Raw genomic sequence first — 19,702 nt, forward strand, 5'->3', positions numbered from 1 at the left:
ATCGAGTAAAGGCGCAATCCCGGGCCGACGATTGCCACGGTTGTTGCGACGGTCCTGCCGGCATCCGGATCACGTAACGGCGAGGGGCCCAAACCGCCACGTAATATCCCACCGGTGGCTGGATCGCCCGATGACCGCTACCGCGACATGGATGACGGCCAGCCGGCTCCGCTACGTCCCTGCGACATCGCAGCAATCGACAAGGAAACCCTGGCCTATGCACTCGACGGCGCCGAGGGGGTCGCCGGCGGACACAGGGCTGGCACTGGAATACCTGGTCAGAGTGAATTTCCGGTCGGGTGGGACGAAGACAAAGTTCGCGAGGCGATCGAATCGGTGTTGTGGGGTGATGACCCCAACCGCAACATCACGCCAAGCAAGAACGGTGTCGTCTTCCGCGGTCTGCACGACGGCGTGATCCTGGCAGTTCCCGTCCATAACCTTGGTCGCGAATGGGTAGTCGCGACTGCCTATCCATACAGCGGAAGCGGTGTGAATCGCAATGATCGCCGAGGCAGACCCATTCCTGTTCCGTTGAAGCTCGAAGATCTCACTCGTACACTCGATTCGTGGCGGTGACTTTGCAGGCAGCCGAAGACCTCAGCGGGGTCCTTCGAAAGGCCTTGCCTGTCGCGAATCCGATGGTGGATCACTACATCAGCCAGAATGTGTGGGACCAGGCGATCTTGGAGTCGCTTGCAACTTTCGTAGCTGAAAAGGTCGCACTCCCCACCGATGTCCGTCAGATGGTTGAAGAGTTCATCAACAGAGAAGGCATGAGCCCGAATTTCTACAGGTTTGCCGCGTACAATCTCGAACGCATTCCCGTCTAACCTGTGCTAAGACCAAGGCAAACCCTGCGAGCTGAATACTACCCGCCAGCCCACCCCCGAACAGGCCACGCCAAAACCCTGGACGCCGCGGAACCAGCCGAAAACAACCAGCCGCCAAGCTGATTGGCGCTGCATGACTCAACTACGGGTCAACTCTTAGCGGTCGATCCAGCCCATCTGCGCTGCCGCGTGGTGGCCCCCGACGGCGGGGGTGATCCGGTCCAGCCTGGCCAGTTGATCGGGAGTCAGCTCCAGGGTGTCGGCGCCGACGTTTTCCTCGAGGCGGGCGACGCGTTTGGTTCCGGGGATGGGAACGATGTCGGGGCCTCTGGCCAGCAGCCAGGCCAGCGCGACCTGGGCCGGGGTGGCGCCGACGTCGGCGCTGATGTCCCGCAGCTCGTCGGCGCTCTCGAGGTTGTGCTGGAAGTTCTCGTCGAAGAAACGGGGGTTGGTCTTGCGGTAGTCGCCGTCGGGCAGCTCCTCGGTGGAGCGGATCGCGCCGGTGAGGAAGCCGCGGCCCAGCGGCGAGTAGGCGACGAACCCGATGCCCAGTTCGCGCAGCACGTCGAGCACTGCCTCTTCGGGGTCGCGGGTCCATAGCGAGTATTCGGATTGCACCGCGGTGATGGGATGCACCGCGTGGGCGCGGCGGATGGTGTTCACACCGACTTCGGAAAGCCCGATGTGCCGGACCTTTCCGACGGCCACCAGCTCGGCCAGCGCCCCGACCGTGTCTTCGATCGGCGTGCCGCGATCGAGGCGGTGTTGGTAGTACAGGTCGATGTGGTCGGTCCCCAGCCGCCGCAGGGAACCGTCCACGGCGATGCGGATATTGGCGGGGCTGCTGTCCAGCCCGTCGCGGCCCGTGTGGGAGATCAGGCCGAACTTGGTGGCCAGCACGACCCGGTCCCGCCGGCCGCGTAGCGCGCGTGCGACGAGTTCTTCGTTGACGTACGGGCCGTAGACCTCGGCGGTGTCGATCAGCGTGACCCCGAGGTCGATGGCGCGATGAATCGTGCGGATGGACTCGGCATCGTCGCTGCCCGCGCCGGCGTAGGCCACGGACATGCCCATCGCGCCGAGTCCGAGGCGTCCGACCTGTAGAGCGGCGAGGTGGGCCTGTTTCATGGCGCGTCTCCTATGTTTAGTGTCTGACCGACCCGGGGACCAATGACCCTGGCGCGGTGCGCCGGTGTGTTCCAGGGTTGACTTAGACAGGAACCGGAGGTTGACCATGCCCGACACGTTGGTGGACACCAACGTACTCAAGGCCGCGGTGGAGTTGGCGTGCCGGGCCCCGTCGTTGCACAACAGCCAGCCCTGGCGGTGGGTCGCCGAACGCTCCAGGCTGCACCTGTACCTCGACCACGCCCGGATTCTCTATTCCACCGACAAGTCGGGGCGGGAGGCCCTCATCAGCTGCGGCGCCGCGCTCGATCACCTCCGGGTCGCGATGGCGGCGGCCGGGTGGGCTGCCGGCACGGACAGGTTTCCCGACCCGAATGACCGCGATCATCTCGCCTCACTGGGCTTCAGCCCGATGAGCGTGGTTACCGAGGACGACCGTCGCCGCGCCGACGCGATCCTGCAGCGCCACACGGATCGGCTTCCCTTCCTCGCACCGAGCAATTGGGAGTCGTTGGAGCCTGTGCTGCGCAACGCCGTCGACGCGGTCGACGCAGGGACCGTTCACCTCGACGTGCTAGCCGACGAGCTGCGCCCCGAACTGGCCAGGGCGTCACAGCTTACCGAATCGCTGCGCGAGTACGATTCCTCTTATCATACCGAATTGGACTGGTGGACAAATCATTTCGAATCTGTCGAGGGAATCCCGGGTAGCTCGCTGCCGTCGGCGGCCGAAAGCGGTGAGGTCGACGTCGCACGTCGATTCCCGGCCGGCCCACACGACCTGCGGCGTGCCTACATCGGGCAAGACGAGTCCAAAGTGCTCGTTCTGTCGACCGACGAGGACACCCGCGACGCGGCCCTGCGCTGTGGCGAAGCGTTGTCCGCGGTGTTGTTGGAGTGCACGGTGGCCGGGTTGGCGACATGCCCGCTGACCCATCTCACGGAGCTATGGTCCAGCCGCAACCTGATCGGCTCCCTGACCGGGCGGGAAGCCATGCAGCAAGTGCTGATCCGGGTCGGCGACGCCCCCGCGCTCGGCGAGGCGCCGCACATGACGCCGCGGCGGCCAGTTCACGAGGTTCTGACGTTTTCCGACGCTTGAGCTTCCCCGCGATCTGATGGACCACGCAACCAGCACGCGCCCGGCCCGCAATCTGGCGGTGGATTTCTACCGGGTCTCCGGCGTCGTCCTGATTGTGTTCGGGCACTGGCTGGCCGGGTCGGTGACCTATCACGACGGACAGTTCGGACGGCAGAACCCGCTCGTCGACCTGCCGTGGACGCAGTGGCTGACCTGGCCTTTCCAGGCGGTCCCGACGTTCTTCCTGGCGGCCGGCTACGCCGGTGCGGTGTCGTGGACGCATCGGCACGACACCGACGGCCTGCCCCGCCCGGTCTGGCTGCGGCATCGGCTCGCCCGCGTTCTGGGCCCGACGGCGGTGTACGCCGCGCTCGTGTCGGCGGTGGTGGTCGCGGCGCACGCAAACCACGTCGCCGCTTCCGTCCTGGAATACGCGGGCTGGGCGGTGGCCATGCATTTGTGGTTTCTGGCCGTGTACCTGGTCGTGGTTTCGCTGACGCCGATTGCCATTGCCGCGCAACGTCGTTGGGGACTCATGGCGCCGGCGGCGCTCGCCGTCGCGGTCATGGCGGTGGACGCCATCTCGATCGGCGCTCATGTGCCGTACCTGGGCTGGCTGAACTATCTGCTGGCCTGGGGAACGTTCTACCAGCTCGGGATCACTTGGCGCGCCGGGCAATTGACCGCCCGCAGGGCCGCGCTGCTCGCGGCCGGGTCGGCCGTCGCGCTGGCGCTGCTGATTTCGCTGAAGCTGTACCCGGTGAGCATGATCGGCGTCCCCGGGCAGACCGTCGACAACACGACGCCGCCCACGGTGGCGCTGCTGGCATTCGGCGGTGCACAGACCGGCATAGCGATGGCGCTTGCGCCCGCGCTCAACCGCGCCCTGCGCGCCGGCCCGGTGCGGCGGGTGCTGTCGATCGCCAACAACAACGTGATGGCGCTCTACCTGTGGCACATGATCCCCGTGGTGATCGTGGCGGTCGTGGGCTATCCGGCCGGGCTGCTGCCGCAGCCCACCGAAGGCACGGCGGCCTGGTGGCTGGCGCGGCTGGAATGGGTGGCCATCCTCAGCCTCGTGACGGCGGTCGAGCTGGTGCTGCTGTGGTGGGGCCGCCGCCTGCTCGCCGCCCCGCTTCCGACGTTCGGGACACCGCTTCCCAGTCGGTGGGGCGAGCCCGATCGGTGGGGCGAGCCGCTCATGCTGGCCGGTGCCGCCATGGCCGCCGCTGGCCTGCACTTTTTCTCCTACGCGGGCTTTGCGCCGGACGGGCATCTGCCCTGGCTGACCGCCCTGCTCTTCGCGGCCGGGGTGGGCCTGGTGGCGCTTCGTCCCAGCAACGTCGGCTGACCCTTCGCCGAGTCCTTGCGCAGCGACTTACGACCATTCCATGAGAGGCCGTAATGCCCTGGTCGCGGGCGGTACTTGGGAGGAAGATCGGTCACTAGGTTCGGGGTCACTCAAGCGCCCGGGCCAACACCTCGCTAAGGGAGTACACCGATGTCAAACGCCCTAACGGTCCACAACAACAACCACGCCCCTCAGCAGCTGCGGGATGCCGAGCTGTTGAAGAAGTCGGGTGTGCACAAGCTCGTCGTCGCGGACCACGACGGCAACTGCTTGGCGTTCGTATTGGCCTGGGACAGCTTCGAGTACGACGCTGAGACCGACACATACGTGTGCATCGCCGACAGCGATGGCGGAGAACTCATGACCGTGTACACCGCGGGCGAAATCAAGTCGGCACCCGGTTCCAACATGTACGTCGTAACCGCACCGGACGCTCCCGCGGCCGATCGCCGCCGAACGGCGAGCTGAGCGGAACCAAGCAAGCGCGGGCCGACGGCAGGGCCCGCATTCGCCGCCCCACCAACCGGGGTTGTGGCGCCCGACATGTTCGCGGCTATGATAGACCGTTCGTACGGTTAGTGATGCCGGAGGGTTGCCATGCCCAGATCGCCGGGACGACGCAGTGAGATCCTCGACGCGTTCGTCCGCTATGTCGCCGAACGTGGTTACGAGAGAACAAATCTCGGCGACATCGCCGACGAGCTCGGCATGTCCAAGGGCACCATCGTCCATCACTTCGGAACCAAAGCGCAGATGCTGCAGGAGCTCGAAGAGACCCACCTGACCCGCCAGCTCGACGTGCTGGGGATGGTGTGGGATCGCCTGGAAGCGCCGCACGAACGCATCGCCGCGATCATTTACGCGGCCGCGCTGCTGCAGGTGATCGCCCCCGACGCGGCGGTGGCGAGCCAGCGCGAGGTGGTTCAGCTGTCGGACGACCCGACGATGCAGCAGGTGCGAAAGCTGCGCCACCAGCTGCAAACTCTCGCGGTCGACGAGATCCGCAACGGCATGGAAAGCGGTGTGTTCCGCAGCGTGGACGCCGAACTCGCGGCCCTGCAACTGTGGGGGTCGCTGGAGTGGATGTGGGTGTGGTTCGGCCGCGCCGTTTCCCGGACACCCGAACAGGTGGGGGCCGCGTTCGTCGACGTGTTCCTCGGCGGACTGCTGCTCGACCGCCTGGGGCTCAGCAAGTGGGCCGACCCTTCGACCGACCTCATCGCGGTGGTGCGCGAATGCCTTGCCGCGGCGACGGGAGCGCCGGACTGACCGCTCAGGCCGACCGCGCAGCGACGGAATGCCTTGCGCGCGGTGGTAATTTGGCCACGGTCGATTCGCCGGCGCGGGCGATGTCGTCCGGCCATTCGCCCAAAGCCGCGCGGCGTTCGAGTGCCACCCGCTCATCGTTATTGACTGACCGTACGGTCTGATGCCATAGTTGCTCCGTGGCGCAAGCGAGGGCGACATGGAACCGGGCGGCGGTAACCGACGACGTGCGCAGGGACCGAGCTGATTCGCCGCGCAGCGCGTCATCCCCCGAGGCGATGCGTCGCGACCCGCGGTCGTTCGCGCCGAATTCGAAAGCTCTTCTGGCAAACCACTTTTCGCAGGTGCGCCGATGACTACCTCCAGCGTGATGGGCGGCAAGGTGCTCGAGAGGATCCGGCCGGGCACCGAAGTCGCCGGCGGGTTCTTCCGAATGTGCGTGCTGACCGGCAAAGCGCTGCGGCAGCCATTCGAATGGCGTGAGTTCATCTGGGTCGGCTGGTTCCTCATGCGGGTGTCGCTGCTGCCGACCATCGCGGTGTCCATCCCGGAAACCGTGCTGCTCATCTTCACGCTCAACCTGCTGCTGGCCGAGATCGGCGCGGCCGACGTCTCCGGCGCCGGCGCCGCGATCGGCGCGGTCACCCAGCTCGGCCCGATCGTGACGGTCCTGGTGGTCGCCGGCGCCGGGGGCACCGCCATCTGCGCCGACCTCGGCGCCCGCACCATCCGCGAGGAGATCGATGCGCTCGAGGTGCTCGGCATCGACCCGATCCACCGGCTGGTGGTGCCGCGCGTCGTCGCCTCCACGGTCGTCGCGGTGCTGCTCAACGGGCTGGTGATCGCCGTCGGACTGGGCGGCGGCTACCTGTTCAGCGTGTACCTGCAGAACGTCTCGAGCGGCGCCTACCTCTCGACGTTGACGGCGCTCACCGGCCTGCCCGAGGTGGTGATCGCGTTCATCAAGGCGGCGACGTTCGGGCTGATCGCCGGCCTGGTCGGCTGTTATCGAGGGCTGATCGTCCGCGGCGGGTCCAAGGGCCTGGGCACCGCCGTCAACGAGACGGTGGTGCTGTGCTTCATCGCCCTGTTCGCGGTCAACGCGGCGCTGACCACCATCGGCGTCCGGTTCGGGACGGGGCGCTGACATGACCGCGACCACGGCGGCCGCCGCACCGCACATCCGCTTCCCGCGGGCAAACCTCAGCCGGTACGCGGATGCCCCGGTCAAGCTACTGGTCGAGATCGGGCAGATGGTCTGGTTCGCCCTGACCACCGTCGCGCAGATCCCCTTCGCCCTGCGCCGCTACCGCAAAGAGGTGCTGCGGATGGTTGCCCAGATGGGGATGGGCACCGGCGCGATGGCCGTGGTCGGTGGCACCGCCGCCATCGTCGGATTCATCACCCTGTCCGCGGGCTCTCTGGTCGCCATCCAGGGCTACGCGACGCTGGGCAACATCGGCGTCGAGGCGTTCACCGGATTTCTGGCCGCACTGGTCAACGTACGGTTCGTGGCGCCGGTGGCCGCCGGTCAGGCGCTGGCCGCCACGGTCGGCGCCGGCGCCACCGCCGAACTGGGCGCCATGCGCATCAGCGAGGAGATCGACGCCCTGGAGGTGATGAGCATCCGGTCGGTCGCCTTCCTGGCGTCCACCCGGGTGGTGGCGGGCCTGGTCGTCATCATCCCGCTCTACGGGTTGGCCATCACCCTGGCCTTCCTGTCCCAGCAGGTCACCACGGTGTTGTTCTACGGGCAGTCCATCGGCACGTACAACCACTACTTCCACACGTTCCTGCGCCTCAACGACGTGGGCTGGTCCTTCGCGGAGGTGATCCTGGTTGCGGTGGTCGTGATGACCACCCACTGCTACTACGGCTACACGGCCCGCGGCGGGCCGGTCGGCGTCGGCGAAGCGGTCGGCCGGTCGATGCGGCTGTCCCTGATCACGATCGTCGTGGTGGTCGTCCTGACGGCGATGGCGGTCTACGGCAAAAACCCGAACTTCAACCTCACTGTGTAGCCGCCATGACAGCCCCGGCCCCGAAACTCAAGGAGAACCCGCCACGGATCCCGCCGTACAAGACGGCGGCCGCGGTGTTCCTGGTGATCTCCACGGCGGCGTTGGCGTTGGTGTGGCTGCAGTTTCGGGGCGAGCTCACGCCGACGACGCGGTTGACGATGGTGGCTCCCCGGTCCGGCTTGGTGATGGATCCGGGATCGAAGATCACCTACAACGGCGTGGAAATCGGGCGGGTGGCCGGTATTTCGGAGATCCAGCATGACGGCAAGCCGGCGGCCAAGGTCGTCATGGACGTGAATCCGAAATACATCGAGCTGATCCCGGCCAACGTGGACGCGAACATCAAGGCGACCACGGTGTTCGGCAACAAGTACGTGGCGTTGACCTCGCCGAAAAACCCTGCGCCACAGCACATCAACCCGCAGCAGGTGATCGACGCGAGGTCGGTCACGACGGAGTTCAACAGCCTGTTCGAGACGCTCACCACGATCGCGGACAAGGTGGACCCGGTCAAGGTGAACCTGACTTTGGCCGCGGCCGCGCAGGCGCTGGCCGGGTTGGGCGACAAGTTCGGCCAGTCGATCGTCAACGGCAACGCCATCCTCGACGACATCAACCCGCAGATGCCCCAGATCCGCCACGACATTCAACAGCTGGCGGCCCTCGGCGACACCTACGCCAACGCGGCGCCGGACCTGATCGACTCCCTCAACCACGCGGTGGTCACGGCGCGCACGCTGCACCGGCAGGAGGCCGACCTGGACGCTGCGTTGCTGGCCGCGACCGGGCTGGGCAACACCGGCGCGGACATCTTCGCCCGCGGCGGGCCCTACCTGCAGCGGGGTGCCGCCGACCTGGTGCCCACCGCCCAGCTGCTGGACACCTACAGCCCGGAGATCTTCTGCACCATCCGCGGCTATTACGACACGGAACCCAAGGGCTACGAAACGACGGGCGGCGGCAACGGCTACGCGCTCAAGACCATGACCGAGCTGACGTCGGGATTGGGCGGCATTCTGACCCTCCCCGGGCTGGTCGGCACGGTGGCCACGGCGGGGCTGCTGGGGGTGGCCGGGCTGGTCGGCGGCGCGCCGAATCCCTATGTGTATCCGGACAATCTGCCCCGGGTGAACGCTCGCGGCGGCCCGGGGGGCGCGCCGGGTTGCTGGCAGTCCATCACCCGCGATTTCTGGCCGGCGCCGACCCTGGTCATGGACACCGGTGCCAGCCTCGCGCCGTACAACCATCTGGACACCGGCTCGCCGTACGCGATCGAGTACGTGTGGGGCCGCCAAGTCGGGGACAACACGATCAACCCATGAAAATCACCGGCTCCGCCCTCAAACTCGGCATCGTCTCGTTGGTGCTGGCGCTGATCACCGCGTCGATCGTCGTGGTCTTCGCCCAGATGCGCTTCAACCGCACCAACAGCTATTCCGCCGAGTTCCACAACGCCACCGGCCTGAAGGACGGCCAGTTCGTCCGCGCCGACGGCGTGGAGATCGGCAAGGTCAAAAAGGTGCGGCTGGTCGACGGCGGCACCCGGGTGATGGTGGACTTCGCCGTCGACCGCTCGATACCGCTCTATCAGTCGACGACCGCGCAGATCCGCTATCTCAACCTGTTCGCCGACCGCTACCTGGAGCTCAAACGCGGCGAGGGCGAGGGCGCCGACCGGATCCTGCCGCCGGGCGGGTTCATCCCGCTGTCCCGCACGTCGCCGGCGCTGGATCTCGACGCCCTGATCGGTGGCTTCAAGCCGCTGTTCCGGGCGCTCGATCCGGAGAAGGTCAACACGATCGCGTCGGCCATCATCACCGTCTTCCAGGGCCAGGGCGGCACCATCAACGACATCCTCGACCAGACCGCGCAGCTGACCGAGCACCTCGCCGAGCGCGACCAGGCGATCGGCGAGGTGATCAAGAACCTGAATGTCGTGCTGGACACCACGGTTCGGCATCGCAACGAGCTCGACCAGACCGTCGACAACTTCGAGCGGCTAATCACCGGGCTGCGCAACCACGCCGACCCGCTGGCCGCCGGCACGGCGAACATCAGCAACGCCGCCGGAACGGTGGCCGAGCTGCTGGCGGACAACCGGGCCTTGCTGCACAAGGAGATCAACTACCTGCAGGCCCTGCAGCAGCCGCTCATCGACCAAAAGGATCGGCTCAGCGATCTGATTCACAAGACGCCGACCGCCCTCAACCTGATCGGGCGCAGCATCGGCCTCTACGGCGACTGGGTGAACTTCTACGTCTGTGACCTGACGATCAAATGGAACGGGTTGCAGCCCGGCGGCCCGGTCCGCACGGTCAAGCTCTGGCAGCAACCCACGGGCAGGTGCACGCCGCAATGAGAACGCTGACGGAATTCAACCGCGGCCGTGTCGGTCTCATGGGCATCACGGTGCTGGTGCTCGGCGTCGCCGTCGGCCAAAGCTTCACCAGCGTCCCGATGCTGTTCGCCAGTCCGGTCTACTACGGGCAGTTCACCGACACCGGTCAGCTGAACAAGAACGACAAGGTGCGCATCTCCGGCGTGAATGTCGGCAACGTTCAGGCGCTCGACATCGACGGCGACCACGTCGTGATCAAGTTCTCCATCGGCACCAACAGCATCGGCACCGAGAGCCGGCTCGCGATCAAGACCGACACCATCCTGGGCAAGAAGGTGCTCGAGATCGAGCCGCGCGGAGCCAAGAAATTGCCACCCGGGGGTGTGTTGCCGCTGGGCCAAAGCACCACCCCCTATCAGCTCTACGACGCGGTCTTCGATGTCACCAAGGCCGCCACGGGCTGGGACATCGAGAGCGTCAAGAAATCGCTGAACGTGTTGACGCAGACCATCGATCAGACCTACCCGCACCTGAGCCCCGCCCTCGACGGCCTGGCCAAGTTCTCCGACAGCATCGGCAAGCGCGACGACCAGATCAAGCACCTGCTCGCCCAGGCCCACCAGGTGGCCAGCGTGCTCGGTGACCGAAGCGAGCAAATCAACCGGTTGCTGGTCAACGCGAAGACGCTGCTGGCCGCGTTCAACGAACGGGGACGGGCCATCGACGCCCTGCTGGGAAACATCTCCGCGATCTCGGCTCAGGTGCGGGGGTTCATCAACGACAACCCGAACCTGAATCCCGTGCTCGAACAGTTGCGCACGCTCAGCGACGTGCTGGTGGCGCGCAAGGACGACCTGGCCCAAACCCTCACGTATGTAAGCCAATTCGCCGCGTCGCTGGGGGAATCCGTCGCGTCGGGACCGTACTTCAAGATCGTCCTGGCCAATCTGCTCCCCTACTGGGCGCTGCAGCCGTGGGTCGACGCCGCCTTCAAGAAGCGCGGTATCGACCCGGAGAACTTCTGGCGCAGCGCCGGGCTGCCCGCGTTCCGCTGGCCCGACCCGAACGGCACCCGGTTCCCCAACGGCGCGCCGCCGCCCGCACCGCCGGTGCTCGAGGGCACCCCGGATCATCCGGGGCCGGCCGTCCCGCCGGGAACGGCGTGCTCGTACACCCCGGCGCCCGACGCGCCACCGCGGCCGTGGAACCCGTTGCCGTGCGCGGGCATTGACGTTGCCCCGTTCGGCGGAAGCTTCCCGGCGCCGATCGACGTGCAGACGTCCCCGCCCAACCCGAACGGGCTGCCACCGACCCCCGGCATTCCGATCGCCGGGCGACCGGGCGAGCCGCCCCCGGACGTCCCGGGCACGCCGGTGCCGCTGCCCGCCCAGGCGCCGCCGGGGGCTCGCACCGAGAACCTGCAACCGGCCGGACCCGCCCCGCCGCCGTCGACCTTCGCGCCCGGGCTGCCCCCGGGGCCGCCCGCGCCGCCGGGACCCGGGCAGCAGCTGCCGGCGCCGTTCATCAACCCGGGCGGCGCGGGAGGCAGCGGCATCACGGGAGGTAACCAGAATTGAGCACCCGCTTCGACATCCGAAACCTGCGGCGCCGGAGGACCGTCGTTGCGCTGGTGGTCGCGCTGGCCCTGGTCGCCGGGCTCATCGGCTGGCAGCTCTACAAGAAGCTGACCACAAACACCGTGGTCGCCTACTTCCCCGCGGCGAACGCGCTCTATTCCGGGGACAAGGTCCAAATCATGGGCGTACGCGTGGGTTCGGTCGACAAGATCGAGCCGGCCGGCGACAAGATGAAGGTGACGTTCCACTACAACAACAAGTACAAGGTGCCCGCCAACGCGTCCGCCGTGATCGTGAACCCCACGGTGGTGGCGTCGCGGAGCATCCAGCTGGAGCCGCCCTACAAGGGGGGCCCGGTAATGGCCGACCACGCGGTGATCCCCATCGAACGCGCGCAGGTGCCGACGGAGTTCGACCAGCTGCGCGAGAGCGTCGCCAACGTCATCGACAAACTCGGCCCGACGCCGCAGCAGCCCAAGGGCCCGTTCGGTGACGTCATCGAGGCGTTCGCCGACGGGCTGGCCGGCAAGGGCAAGCAGATCAACACGACGCTGAACAGCCTGTCGCGCTCGCTGACCGCCCTGAACGAGGGCCGGGGCGACTTCTTCGCGGTGGTGCGCAGCCTGGCGATGTTCGTCAACGCCCTGCACAAGGACGACCAGCAGTTCGTCGCGCTGAACCACAACCTGGCCCAATTCACCGACCGGCTAACGGGATCCGACCAGAGCCTCGCCGATGCGATACAGCAGTTCGACAGCCTGCTGTCCACCCTGCGCCCGTTCCTGGACAAGAACCGCGAGGTGCTCGCGCACGACATCGACAACCTCGCCACCCTGACCACCACGCTGGTCCAGCCCGATCCGCTGAACGGGCTGGAGACCGCCCTGCATGTGCTGCCGACGCTGGAGACCAACCTCAGCCAGATCTACCACCCGTCGCACGGCGCGGTGATGTCCATCCCGGCCATCCCGAACTTCGCCAACCCAATGCAGTTCCTGTGCAGCATGATTCAGGCCGGTAGCCGGCTGGGCTATCAGGAATCCGCCGAGCTGTGCGCGCAATACCTGGCGCCGATCCTCGATGCGATCAAGTTCAACTACCCGCCGTTCGGGCTGAACCTGTTCAGCACCGCCGAGACGCTGCCCAAGGAGGTCGCCTACTCCGAGCCCCGGCTGCAGCCGCCGAACGGGTACAAGGACACCACGGTGCCCGGGATCTGGGTGCCCGACACCCCGTTGTCGCACCGCAACACCCAGCCCGGCTGGGTTGTCGCGCCGGGCATGCAGGGCACCCAGGTGGGGCCGGTCACGGGCGGCCTGTTGACCCCTGAATCCCTGGCCGAACTGCTGGGCGGCCCGGATGTTGGACCCCCGCCGCCGGGGCTGCAGACCCCGCCGGGACCGCCGAACGCCTACGACGAGAACCCGGTGGTGCCCGTCATCGGGCAGAACCCGCCGCAGGTGCCGATCCCGCCGCCGCCGCCGGCACCGGGCGTGATCCCCGGACCCGTCGCACCGACGCCGGCCGCCGCGGCGACGGGAGCCGGATCATGATGGGCGCCTTGGCTATTCGAATCCGGCACCGGACCTGGCAGGGGCTGGCCCTGCTGGCGAGCGCCGTGGCGCTGACGTCGTGCGCGAAGTGGCACGGGATCGCCAACGTGCCGATGCCCGGCGGGCCGGGCAGCGGGCCCGGCTCCTACACCGTCTACGTGCAGATGCCCGACACGCTGGCGCTGAACGACAACAGCCGGGTGCGGGTGGCCGACGTCTTCGTCGGCACGGTGCGCGCGATCGCCCTGAAGAACTGGGTGGCCACGCTGACGCTGCGACTGGACAAGAACGTCAAGTTGCCCAAGAACGCCACTGCCAAGATCGGGCAGACGAGCCTGCTCGGCTCCCAGCACATCGAGCTGGCGGTGCCGCCCAACCCGTCCCCCGAGCTGCTGAAGGACGGCGACACCATCCCGCTGAAGAATTCGTCGGCGTATCCCACGACCGAGCAGACGCTGGCCAGCATCGCCCTGATCTTGCACGGCGGCGGCATTCCCAACCTCGAAGTGCTGCAGAACGAGGCCTACAACATCCTGCACGGCCGGGCCGACCAGATCCGCGCCTTCCTCGGCAAGCTGGACACCTTCACCGCCCGGCTCGACGAGCAACGCAACGACATCACCCGGGCCATCGACTCCACCAACCGGCTGCTGGCGTACGTGGGTCCCCGCTCAGACGTGCTGGAGCGGGTCCTCACCGAATTCCCGCCGCTGATCAAACATTTCGCCGACAAACAGAACCTTCTGATCAACGCGGTCGACGCGACGGGACGGTTCGGCGGACTCGTCGACCAATACCTGTCCGCCTCGCGGGGTGACCTGCACCAGGACCTGCTGTCGCTGCAGTGCCCGTTGCGGGAACTCGGCCGTTCCTCCCCGTATCTGATCCAGGCGCTCAAGCTGATCCTCGTCCGGCCGTTCGACGTCGACGCGGTGCCGAAGTCGTTCCGCGGCGACTACTTCAACCTGTCGCTGACGGTGGACCTGACGCTGAGCGCGGTCGACAACGCGGTCCTCACCGGGACCGGGTTCTCCGGAGCGCTGCGCGCGCTCGAGCAATCGTGGGGCCGTGACCCCGAAACGATGATCCCCGACGTCCGCTACACGCCGAACCCGAACGACGCCCCGGGCGGGCCGCTGGTCGAAAGGGCGGACAGGCAATGCTGACCCGCTTCATCTGGCGCCAGCTGATCATCTTCGGCATCCTGAGCGCGATCACGGCCGTCGTGCTGGGCTGGTACTACTTGCAGATCCCCACCGCGGTCGGAATCGGCCAGTACACGCTGAAGGCGGACCTGCCCACGTCGGGCGGGCTGTACAAGACGGCCAACGTGACCTATCGCGGTGAGACCATCGGCACGGTCACCGCCGTCGAGCCGAGCCACACGGGCGCGCGGGTGACCATGAGCATCGGCAGCCGCTACAAGATCCCCGTCGACGCCTCGGCGAACGTGCATTCGGTGTCGGCGGTCGGCGAGCAGTATCTGGACCTGGTGTCGGTGGGCAACCCCGGCGAATACCTCTCGCCGGGACAGACCATCACCAAGGGCACCGTGCCCACCGAGATCGGGCCGGCGCTGGACGCCGCCAACCGCGGGCTGGCCGCGCTGCCCAAGGACAAGATCGCCTCGCTGCTCGACGAAACGGCCCAAGCGGTCGGCGGATTGGGCCCGGCGCTGCAACGACTGGTCGACGCGACTCAGGCGATCGCCGGCGACTTCAAGACCAACATCGCCGACGTCAACGACATCATCCAAAACTCCGGGCCGGTCATCGACAGCCAGGTCAACTCCAGCGACTCGATCGAGCGCTGGTCGCACAACCTGAACACACTGGCGGCGCAGAGCGCGGAAAACGATCAGCACCTGCAAAGCATCCTGACCCAAGCGACACCGACCGCCGATCAGGTCAACGAGGTCTTCGGCGACGTCCGCGAGTCGCTGCCGCAGACGCTGGCGAATCTCGAGATCGTGCTGGACCTGCTCAAGCGCTACCACAAGGGCGTCGAGCAACTGCTGGTGTCCTATCCGCAGGGCGCAGCGGAAGGCCAGACGGTGACGGCGCCCTTCCCCGGCTACGCCGCGCTCGGCACCTCGCTGACGATCAACCAGCCCCCGCCGTGCCTGACCGGGTTCTTGCCCGCATCCGAGTGGCGCTCCCCCGCGGATACCAGCCTGGCGCCGATGCCGTCCGGAACCTATTGCAAGATCCCGCAAGACACCCCGGCCAACGCCGTGCGCGGCGCGCGCAACCTGCCCTGCGTCGACGTGCCCGGTAAGCGCGCCGCGACGCCGCGGGAGTGCCGCGACCCAAAGCCCTACATCCCGTTGGGCACCAACCCCTGGTACGGCGACCCGAACCAGCTGTTGACGTGCCCGGCGCCCGCGGCGCGCTGCGATCAGCCAGTGAAACCCGGCCTGGTGATACCCGCGCCGTCGATCAACAACGGCGTCAACCCGGCGCCCTCCGACCGGGTGGCGGGGACACCGCCGCCCGTCAGCGACGCACTGCAGCGCCCGGGATCGGGCACCGTCCAATGCAACGGTCAGCAGCCGAACCCCTGCGTCTACACCCCCAGCGGGCCTCCCTCGGCCGTCTACAACCCGCAGCGCGGCGAGCTGGTGGCGCCCGACGGGGTCAGGTACGCGGTCGAGAACTCGACCAAGACGGGGGACGACGGCTGGAAGGACATGCTCGCGCCCCGCTAAACGTCTGAGGCAGAATGCTTTTCGCTCGCGAGACGGAACTGTCCGCGGTGTTGATGCCTGCCCGGGTCTGCACCGGCCCGGCGCGGCCGGACGCCTTGACACTGACCGCACGTACAGTCATATACTTAGCGTCGAGGTTCGGGTGCCGCGCCCACTCGGCGGCCGGTCGGTGAACCCCGGAGATCGGAGCGAGATGCCGGAAGTGATTGGCCTGGGCCAACTCCGGAGCGACGCGTGTGCGTATCTCGAGCGGGTGGCCGCCGGCGAGACGATCGATGTCGTCCGGCGCGGCAAGCTCGTGGGCCGGATCGTGTCGGTCGGCGACTGGCGGGTGGCCCCGATCCCCGCGCGATCCGTCCAACTCCTCGCCCCGAGCGCCGGCGGTTGGGTCGGGCTCGACGAGCTGCGAACCCGCGCCGGGCGGTGCTTCGATCGGGTTGCGGCCGGAGAGACGATTTACGTCGTCCGTGGCGGCACGTTGCTGGCGCGGATCGTGCCGGCCGGCGACTCGGCAACGGCCCCGATCCCGGTCGACACCGGCCGGCAGATCGAGCTGGACGAGCTGCGCAAGCGTGCGGGCCGCTGCCTCGATCGGGTCGCGGCGGGCCAGACGCTCGACGTCGTCCGCGGCGGCGAAGTGGTTGCTCACATCGTGTCGGCCACCGGAAACGAGGCACGCAAGACCGCCTGATGCGGGTGTGACCGGAAACACGGTTGCCTAAGTTGCCCAGTCCAGTTGGTTAGCCTACCCTAACCAGAACTCTGGACGGAAGGGCTCACCGTTGGCGATTTGGCGGCCGATCGTTCCCCATGCCGACGCCTCTCGGCGTGCCTGGCTGACCTGTCCGAACTGCGGATGGGGCCGCAACAGGTGTTCGGAGTGCCGAAGCACCCGCAACTGCGGCTCGCACTGGCAGTACCTGTTGGGCAATCGGGCCACGCGGGTCAGCCTGCAATGCCCGGGTTGCGCCAACCTGTGGTCGATCGACACACGAAATCGCTAGCGGCACAACGGTTTAGGACTCGAACGACGCATCGTCGGGCAGCGGGCGCCGACACACCGCGTGCGCCTCGTCGGCGCTCAGCCCGAAGAGCCGCAGCACGTTCTCGGTGACCGTGTCGGCGGCGCGCCCGTCGTCACGGTCGGGATCGTCGCGCAACAGCTGTCCCAACCCCAACAGCGCGCCGCCGGCCACGGCCAGCGCGAGTTTTGGGTCCGCGGCAACCTCACCGCGGAACCTGCCCGCGTCGGCACCGGCCTTGATGTCGCGCAGCGCCCGTGGCGCCAGGCCGCGGTCCGACGACAGCAGTGCGGGCCCGTTCGCCAACAAGATCTCGCTCTCCTGGGGGCGCCGCCGGAACAGCCGGCCGGTCAGCCGGAAGCTGGTGGCGAACGTTTCGGCGGGGTCGTCGATCGACGCGGTGAGCCGGTCCAGCATCGCCCCGTGGGCGTCGAGCACCTCGGCCACCGCGGCCTCGAACAGCTGCTCCTTGCTGTCGAAATGGTTGTAGAAGGAACCCATTCCGACGTCGGCGGCCTGGGTGATCTCCAGGACCGGCACGTTGATCCGCCCCTCGGCCATCAACCGCTGCGCGGCCTTGACCAGCGCCGCCCTGGTGCGCCGTTTGCGCCGCTCCAGGCGGTTGGACGACGGCGCGGACTCGTCGGGAACCGTGCTCACGAGTAGAAGTATGCATCACTTTTGAGGATTTCGTCATTGGGCTTGACTGAACGTTGCCTCGTATGTGACGATTTCGTCAGTTAAAAGGGAGACGACGAATGATGCCGATGGATGCCACCCACCATGGCCTGCACAGTGAGCACGGCGGGCTGCCCGATGAACACCCGGGCCGCTCGCGGAATCCGATCATCAAAATCGTCGACATCGCCTGGCTGGAGTTCGAGAAGCCGGACCTGCCCCGCACCGAGGCGTTCGCGCGGGCCTTCGGCTTCCACGCCGCACACCACGGCCCGGACGAGGTTCGGCTGCGCGGCACCCGCGCGGGCGCACCGTGTGTGATCGTGCGCCGCGGTCCGCGGACCCGCTTCAGCGGCGTGGCGTTCCGGGCCTGCGACGAGGCCGACGTGCTGCGGCTGGCCGACAGATCCGGCGCCGCCGCGCGGCCGCTGCCGGAAACCATCGGCGGGTTGTCGGTCGACCTCACTGATCCCAGCGGCATGCCGGTGCGCGTCGTCGCCGGCATGCACGAGCTTCCCGAGCTTGCGGACCAGCCGCCGCACGTTTTCAACTTCGGACGCGACGCGCGGCGCACCAACGCCGCCCAACGTCCCCCGCGCGCGCCCGCGCGGGTGCAGCGCCTGGGCCATCTGGTGGTGCAATCGACGAAGTACCTGCAGACGTTGAACTGGTATCTGGACAACCTGGGAATGATCGTCAGCGACTTCCTGTTCTTTCCCGGCCAGCGCCGACGCGGGCCCACCATGAGCTTCATCCGCTGCGACCGGGGATCGACGCCGGCCGATCACCACACGCTGGCGCTCGCACTGGGCCCGGCCAACCGGTACGTGCACTCGGCTTACCAAGTCAGCGACCTCGACGCGCTCGCGGCCGGTGGCGAATACCTCAGGGAGAAGGGATATTTGCGGTCCTGGGGAATCGGCAGGCACATCCAGGGCAGCCAGATATTCGACTACTGGCGCGATCCGGACGGCTTCCTGGTGGAGCACTTCGCCGACGGCGACCTATTCGACAACACACTCGAACCCGGCTGGGCGCCCTTCACCGCATCCGGGTTGGCCCAATGGGGACCCCCGGCGAGCAGGGACTTTCTCGGGACCAACCTCAAATCCGCCCCGCACGAGGTGGTTTCGATGATCACCGCGCTTCGCGACAGCAACGAGTTCGACATTCGCCGCCTCGCCGGCCTGCTGAAGGTGGCCACGTCATGAGCGTCTCGATCCTGCGCACGGCCGAAGCGTGGTGGCGCAAGACGCCGAAGGGCGCGGTGCAGATCGACACCGACGCGACCACGACCGCGCAGCTGTTGGCCGACCGCGCGGCGATCGATGCCGCCGCCGCGGGCACCGACACCGTCGCCGTCGAAAGCCTGAAGCTGGTCTCGCCGGTGACCCGACCGTGCCGAGTCGTGGCCCAGATGACCAACTTCGCGTCCCACGTCAAGGATGCGGGCATGGACCCGGCGACGGTTCCGCTGACCTTCTTTCGCAAGGCGTCGGCGTCGATCAACGGGCCGTTCGACGACATCGTCAAACCCGAACACGTCAAGCTGCTCGACTACGAGGTGGAGATCGGGTTGGTGATCGGGCGCCCGATCCCGGTCGGCACCAGTATCTCCGACGCGAACCTCGCCGAGCTCATCGCCGGGCTGGTCGTCACCAACGACGTTTCCGCGCGCGACATCCAGCTGCCGCAGACGCAGTTCTACGAAGCGAAGTCCTATCCGACGTTCACACCTGTCGGCCCGGAGTTGGTGCTGCTGAGCGCCGACGAGCTCAACCGGTTCGGCGAGCTGAGGCTGCGCCTGAGCGTGAACGGCGAGGAGCGGCAGAACGCACTCGTCGACGGGGACATGCTGTATCGACCATTGCAGGCGCTGCAATCGCTCACCCAGTTCCAGGAGCTCGCCCCGGGCGACCTGATACTCACCGGCACCCCGGTCGGCACCGCGCTGAGCGCGCCGCCCAAGCCGCTGCAGCTCATCGGAAACCTGTTGCCGCCGGCGGTCAAGTGGAAGGTGTTCTTCAAACGTCAGGCCGGTAATCCGAAATATCTGCGGCACGGCGACGTCGTGGAGGCCTCCGTGGCCACCGACGACGGGGCCATCGACCTGGGGACGCAGCGCACCGCCGTCCGATTCGCGTGAC

The 19,702-nt window shown here is 67.4% G+C and carries 19 protein-coding genes; 17 read left to right on the forward strand and 2 right to left on the reverse strand.

Annotation, left to right across the window (positions count from 1 at the left end):
- Positions 1–114 precede the first annotated feature (114 nt).
- Positions 115–579 (forward strand): hypothetical protein, encoded by a 465-nt coding sequence (locus OQ968_RS09950; RefSeq protein WP_324677178.1) that lies wholly within the window; start codon positions 115–117, stop codon positions 577–579.
- Positions 570–833 (forward strand): hypothetical protein, encoded by a 264-nt coding sequence (locus tag OQ968_RS09955; RefSeq protein ID WP_324677180.1) that lies wholly within the window; start codon positions 570–572, stop codon positions 831–833. The genes OQ968_RS09950 and OQ968_RS09955 overlap by 10 nt, the downstream gene beginning before the upstream one ends.
- 156 nt (positions 834–989) lie before the next feature.
- On the opposite strand, the gene OQ968_RS09960 is transcribed toward OQ968_RS09955, so the two are convergent.
- Entirely contained in the window at positions 990–1,961 is a 972-nt protein-coding gene (locus OQ968_RS09960) for an aldo/keto reductase (RefSeq protein ID WP_324677182.1), read from the reverse strand.
- Positions 1,962–2,067: 106 nt separating this feature from the next.
- On the opposite strand from OQ968_RS09960, the gene OQ968_RS09965 reads away from it, so the two are divergent.
- From OQ968_RS09965 to OQ968_RS10025, 13 genes are all read left to right on the forward strand, one after another.
- Positions 2,068–3,063: an Acg family FMN-binding oxidoreductase gene (locus OQ968_RS09965; RefSeq protein WP_324677183.1), complete on the forward strand. Its 996-nt coding sequence runs from the start codon at positions 2,068–2,070 to the stop codon at positions 3,061–3,063.
- Between the two features lie 16 nt (positions 3,064–3,079).
- Positions 3,080–4,393, forward strand: coding sequence for an acyltransferase (locus OQ968_RS09970; protein ID WP_324677185.1), 1,314 nt, complete (start codon positions 3,080–3,082; stop codon positions 4,391–4,393).
- A 150-nt stretch (positions 4,394–4,543) separates the two neighbouring features.
- Positions 4,544–4,861: a hypothetical protein gene (locus OQ968_RS09975; protein WP_324677187.1), complete on the forward strand. Its 318-nt coding sequence runs from the start codon at positions 4,544–4,546 to the stop codon at positions 4,859–4,861.
- Positions 4,862–4,990: 129 nt separating this feature from the next.
- Positions 4,991–5,662: a TetR/AcrR family transcriptional regulator gene (locus OQ968_RS09980; protein WP_324677189.1), complete on the forward strand. Its 672-nt coding sequence runs from the start codon at positions 4,991–4,993 to the stop codon at positions 5,660–5,662.
- Positions 5,663–6,011: 349 nt separating this feature from the next.
- Entirely contained in the window at positions 6,012–6,806 is a 795-nt protein-coding gene (locus tag OQ968_RS09985) for an ABC transporter permease (RefSeq protein WP_324677191.1), read from the forward strand.
- A gap of 1 nt (position 6,807) precedes the next feature.
- Positions 6,808–7,680: an ABC transporter permease gene (locus tag OQ968_RS09990; protein WP_324677193.1), complete on the forward strand. Its 873-nt coding sequence runs from the start codon at positions 6,808–6,810 to the stop codon at positions 7,678–7,680.
- A gap of 5 nt (positions 7,681–7,685) precedes the next feature.
- Positions 7,686–9,002 carry an MCE family protein gene (locus OQ968_RS09995; RefSeq protein WP_324677195.1) on the forward strand — a complete coding sequence of 439 codons (1,317 nt, stop codon included), beginning with the start codon at positions 7,686–7,688 and terminating at the stop codon, positions 9,000–9,002.
- Entirely contained in the window at positions 8,999–10,039 is a 1,041-nt protein-coding gene (locus tag OQ968_RS10000) for a virulence factor Mce family protein (RefSeq protein ID WP_324677197.1), read from the forward strand. Before OQ968_RS09995 ends, OQ968_RS10000 begins: the two co-directional genes overlap by 4 nt.
- Complete coding sequence (locus tag OQ968_RS10005; RefSeq protein WP_324677198.1) at positions 10,036–11,595, forward strand: MCE family protein; 1,560 nt, start codon at positions 10,036–10,038, stop codon at positions 11,593–11,595. The genes OQ968_RS10000 and OQ968_RS10005 overlap by 4 nt, the downstream gene beginning before the upstream one ends.
- Entirely contained in the window at positions 11,592–13,148 is a 1,557-nt protein-coding gene (locus OQ968_RS10010; RefSeq protein ID WP_324677200.1) for a virulence factor Mce family protein, read from the forward strand. The genes OQ968_RS10005 and OQ968_RS10010 overlap by 4 nt, the downstream gene beginning before the upstream one ends.
- Entirely contained in the window at positions 13,145–14,314 is a 1,170-nt protein-coding gene (locus tag OQ968_RS10015) for a virulence factor Mce family protein (RefSeq protein ID WP_324677202.1), read from the forward strand. Before OQ968_RS10010 ends, OQ968_RS10015 begins: the two co-directional genes overlap by 4 nt.
- Positions 14,308–15,855, forward strand: a complete 1,548-nt coding sequence (locus OQ968_RS10020) for an MCE family protein (protein ID WP_324677204.1) — start codon at positions 14,308–14,310, stop codon at positions 15,853–15,855. Before OQ968_RS10015 ends, OQ968_RS10020 begins: the two co-directional genes overlap by 7 nt.
- 193 nt (positions 15,856–16,048) lie before the next feature.
- Entirely contained in the window at positions 16,049–16,546 is a 498-nt protein-coding gene (locus OQ968_RS10025) for a hypothetical protein (protein ID WP_324677206.1), read from the forward strand.
- Positions 16,547–16,871: 325 nt separating this feature from the next.
- Here the strand turns inward: OQ968_RS10025 and OQ968_RS10030 are convergent, their stop codons facing one another.
- Positions 16,872–17,537, reverse strand: coding sequence for a TetR/AcrR family transcriptional regulator (locus tag OQ968_RS10030; protein ID WP_324677208.1), 666 nt, complete (start codon positions 17,535–17,537; stop codon positions 16,872–16,874).
- A 98-nt stretch (positions 17,538–17,635) separates the two neighbouring features.
- Between OQ968_RS10030 and OQ968_RS10035 the strand changes: the two genes are divergently transcribed.
- Positions 17,636–18,766: a VOC family protein gene (locus OQ968_RS10035; protein WP_324677210.1), complete on the forward strand. Its 1,131-nt coding sequence runs from the start codon at positions 17,636–17,638 to the stop codon at positions 18,764–18,766.
- On the forward strand, positions 18,763–19,701 hold the full coding sequence (locus OQ968_RS10040) for a fumarylacetoacetate hydrolase family protein (RefSeq protein ID WP_324677212.1): 939 nt from the start codon (positions 18,763–18,765) through the stop codon (positions 19,699–19,701). The genes OQ968_RS10035 and OQ968_RS10040 overlap by 4 nt, the downstream gene beginning before the upstream one ends.
- Position 19,702: the final 1 nt, after the last annotated feature.

The organism is Mycobacterium sp. 663a-19, assembly GCF_035616495.1.
In the GTDB taxonomy this organism is placed as follows: domain Bacteria; phylum Actinomycetota; class Actinomycetes; order Mycobacteriales; family Mycobacteriaceae; genus Mycobacterium.

Excerpts from the sequence above, each read along its gene's own strand:
- OQ968_RS09960 (WP_324677182.1), bottom strand. The coding sequence starts at position 1,961 with ATGAAACAGGCCCACCTCGCCGCTCTACAGGTCGGACGCCTCGGACTC.
- OQ968_RS09965 (WP_324677183.1), top strand. The coding sequence starts at position 2,068 with ATGCCCGACACGTTGGTGGACACCAACGTACTCAAGGCCGCGGTGGAG.
- OQ968_RS09970 (WP_324677185.1), top strand. The coding sequence starts at position 3,080 with ATGGACCACGCAACCAGCACGCGCCCGGCCCGCAATCTGGCGGTGGAT.
- OQ968_RS09975 (WP_324677187.1), top strand. The coding sequence starts at position 4,544 with ATGTCAAACGCCCTAACGGTCCACAACAACAACCACGCCCCTCAGCAG.
- OQ968_RS09980 (WP_324677189.1), top strand. The coding sequence starts at position 4,991 with ATGCCCAGATCGCCGGGACGACGCAGTGAGATCCTCGACGCGTTCGTC.
- OQ968_RS09985 (WP_324677191.1), top strand. The coding sequence starts at position 6,012 with ATGACTACCTCCAGCGTGATGGGCGGCAAGGTGCTCGAGAGGATCCGG.
- OQ968_RS09990 (WP_324677193.1), top strand. The coding sequence starts at position 6,808 with ATGACCGCGACCACGGCGGCCGCCGCACCGCACATCCGCTTCCCGCGG.
- OQ968_RS09995 (WP_324677195.1), top strand. The coding sequence starts at position 7,686 with ATGACAGCCCCGGCCCCGAAACTCAAGGAGAACCCGCCACGGATCCCG.
- OQ968_RS10000 (WP_324677197.1), top strand. The coding sequence starts at position 8,999 with ATGAAAATCACCGGCTCCGCCCTCAAACTCGGCATCGTCTCGTTGGTG.
- OQ968_RS10005 (WP_324677198.1), top strand. The coding sequence starts at position 10,036 with ATGAGAACGCTGACGGAATTCAACCGCGGCCGTGTCGGTCTCATGGGC.
- OQ968_RS10015 (WP_324677202.1), top strand. The coding sequence starts at position 13,145 with ATGATGGGCGCCTTGGCTATTCGAATCCGGCACCGGACCTGGCAGGGG.
- OQ968_RS10020 (WP_324677204.1), top strand. The coding sequence starts at position 14,308 with ATGCTGACCCGCTTCATCTGGCGCCAGCTGATCATCTTCGGCATCCTG.
- OQ968_RS10025 (WP_324677206.1), top strand. The coding sequence starts at position 16,049 with ATGCCGGAAGTGATTGGCCTGGGCCAACTCCGGAGCGACGCGTGTGCG.
- OQ968_RS10035 (WP_324677210.1), top strand. The coding sequence starts at position 17,636 with ATGATGCCGATGGATGCCACCCACCATGGCCTGCACAGTGAGCACGGC.
- OQ968_RS10040 (WP_324677212.1), top strand. The coding sequence starts at position 18,763 with ATGAGCGTCTCGATCCTGCGCACGGCCGAAGCGTGGTGGCGCAAGACG.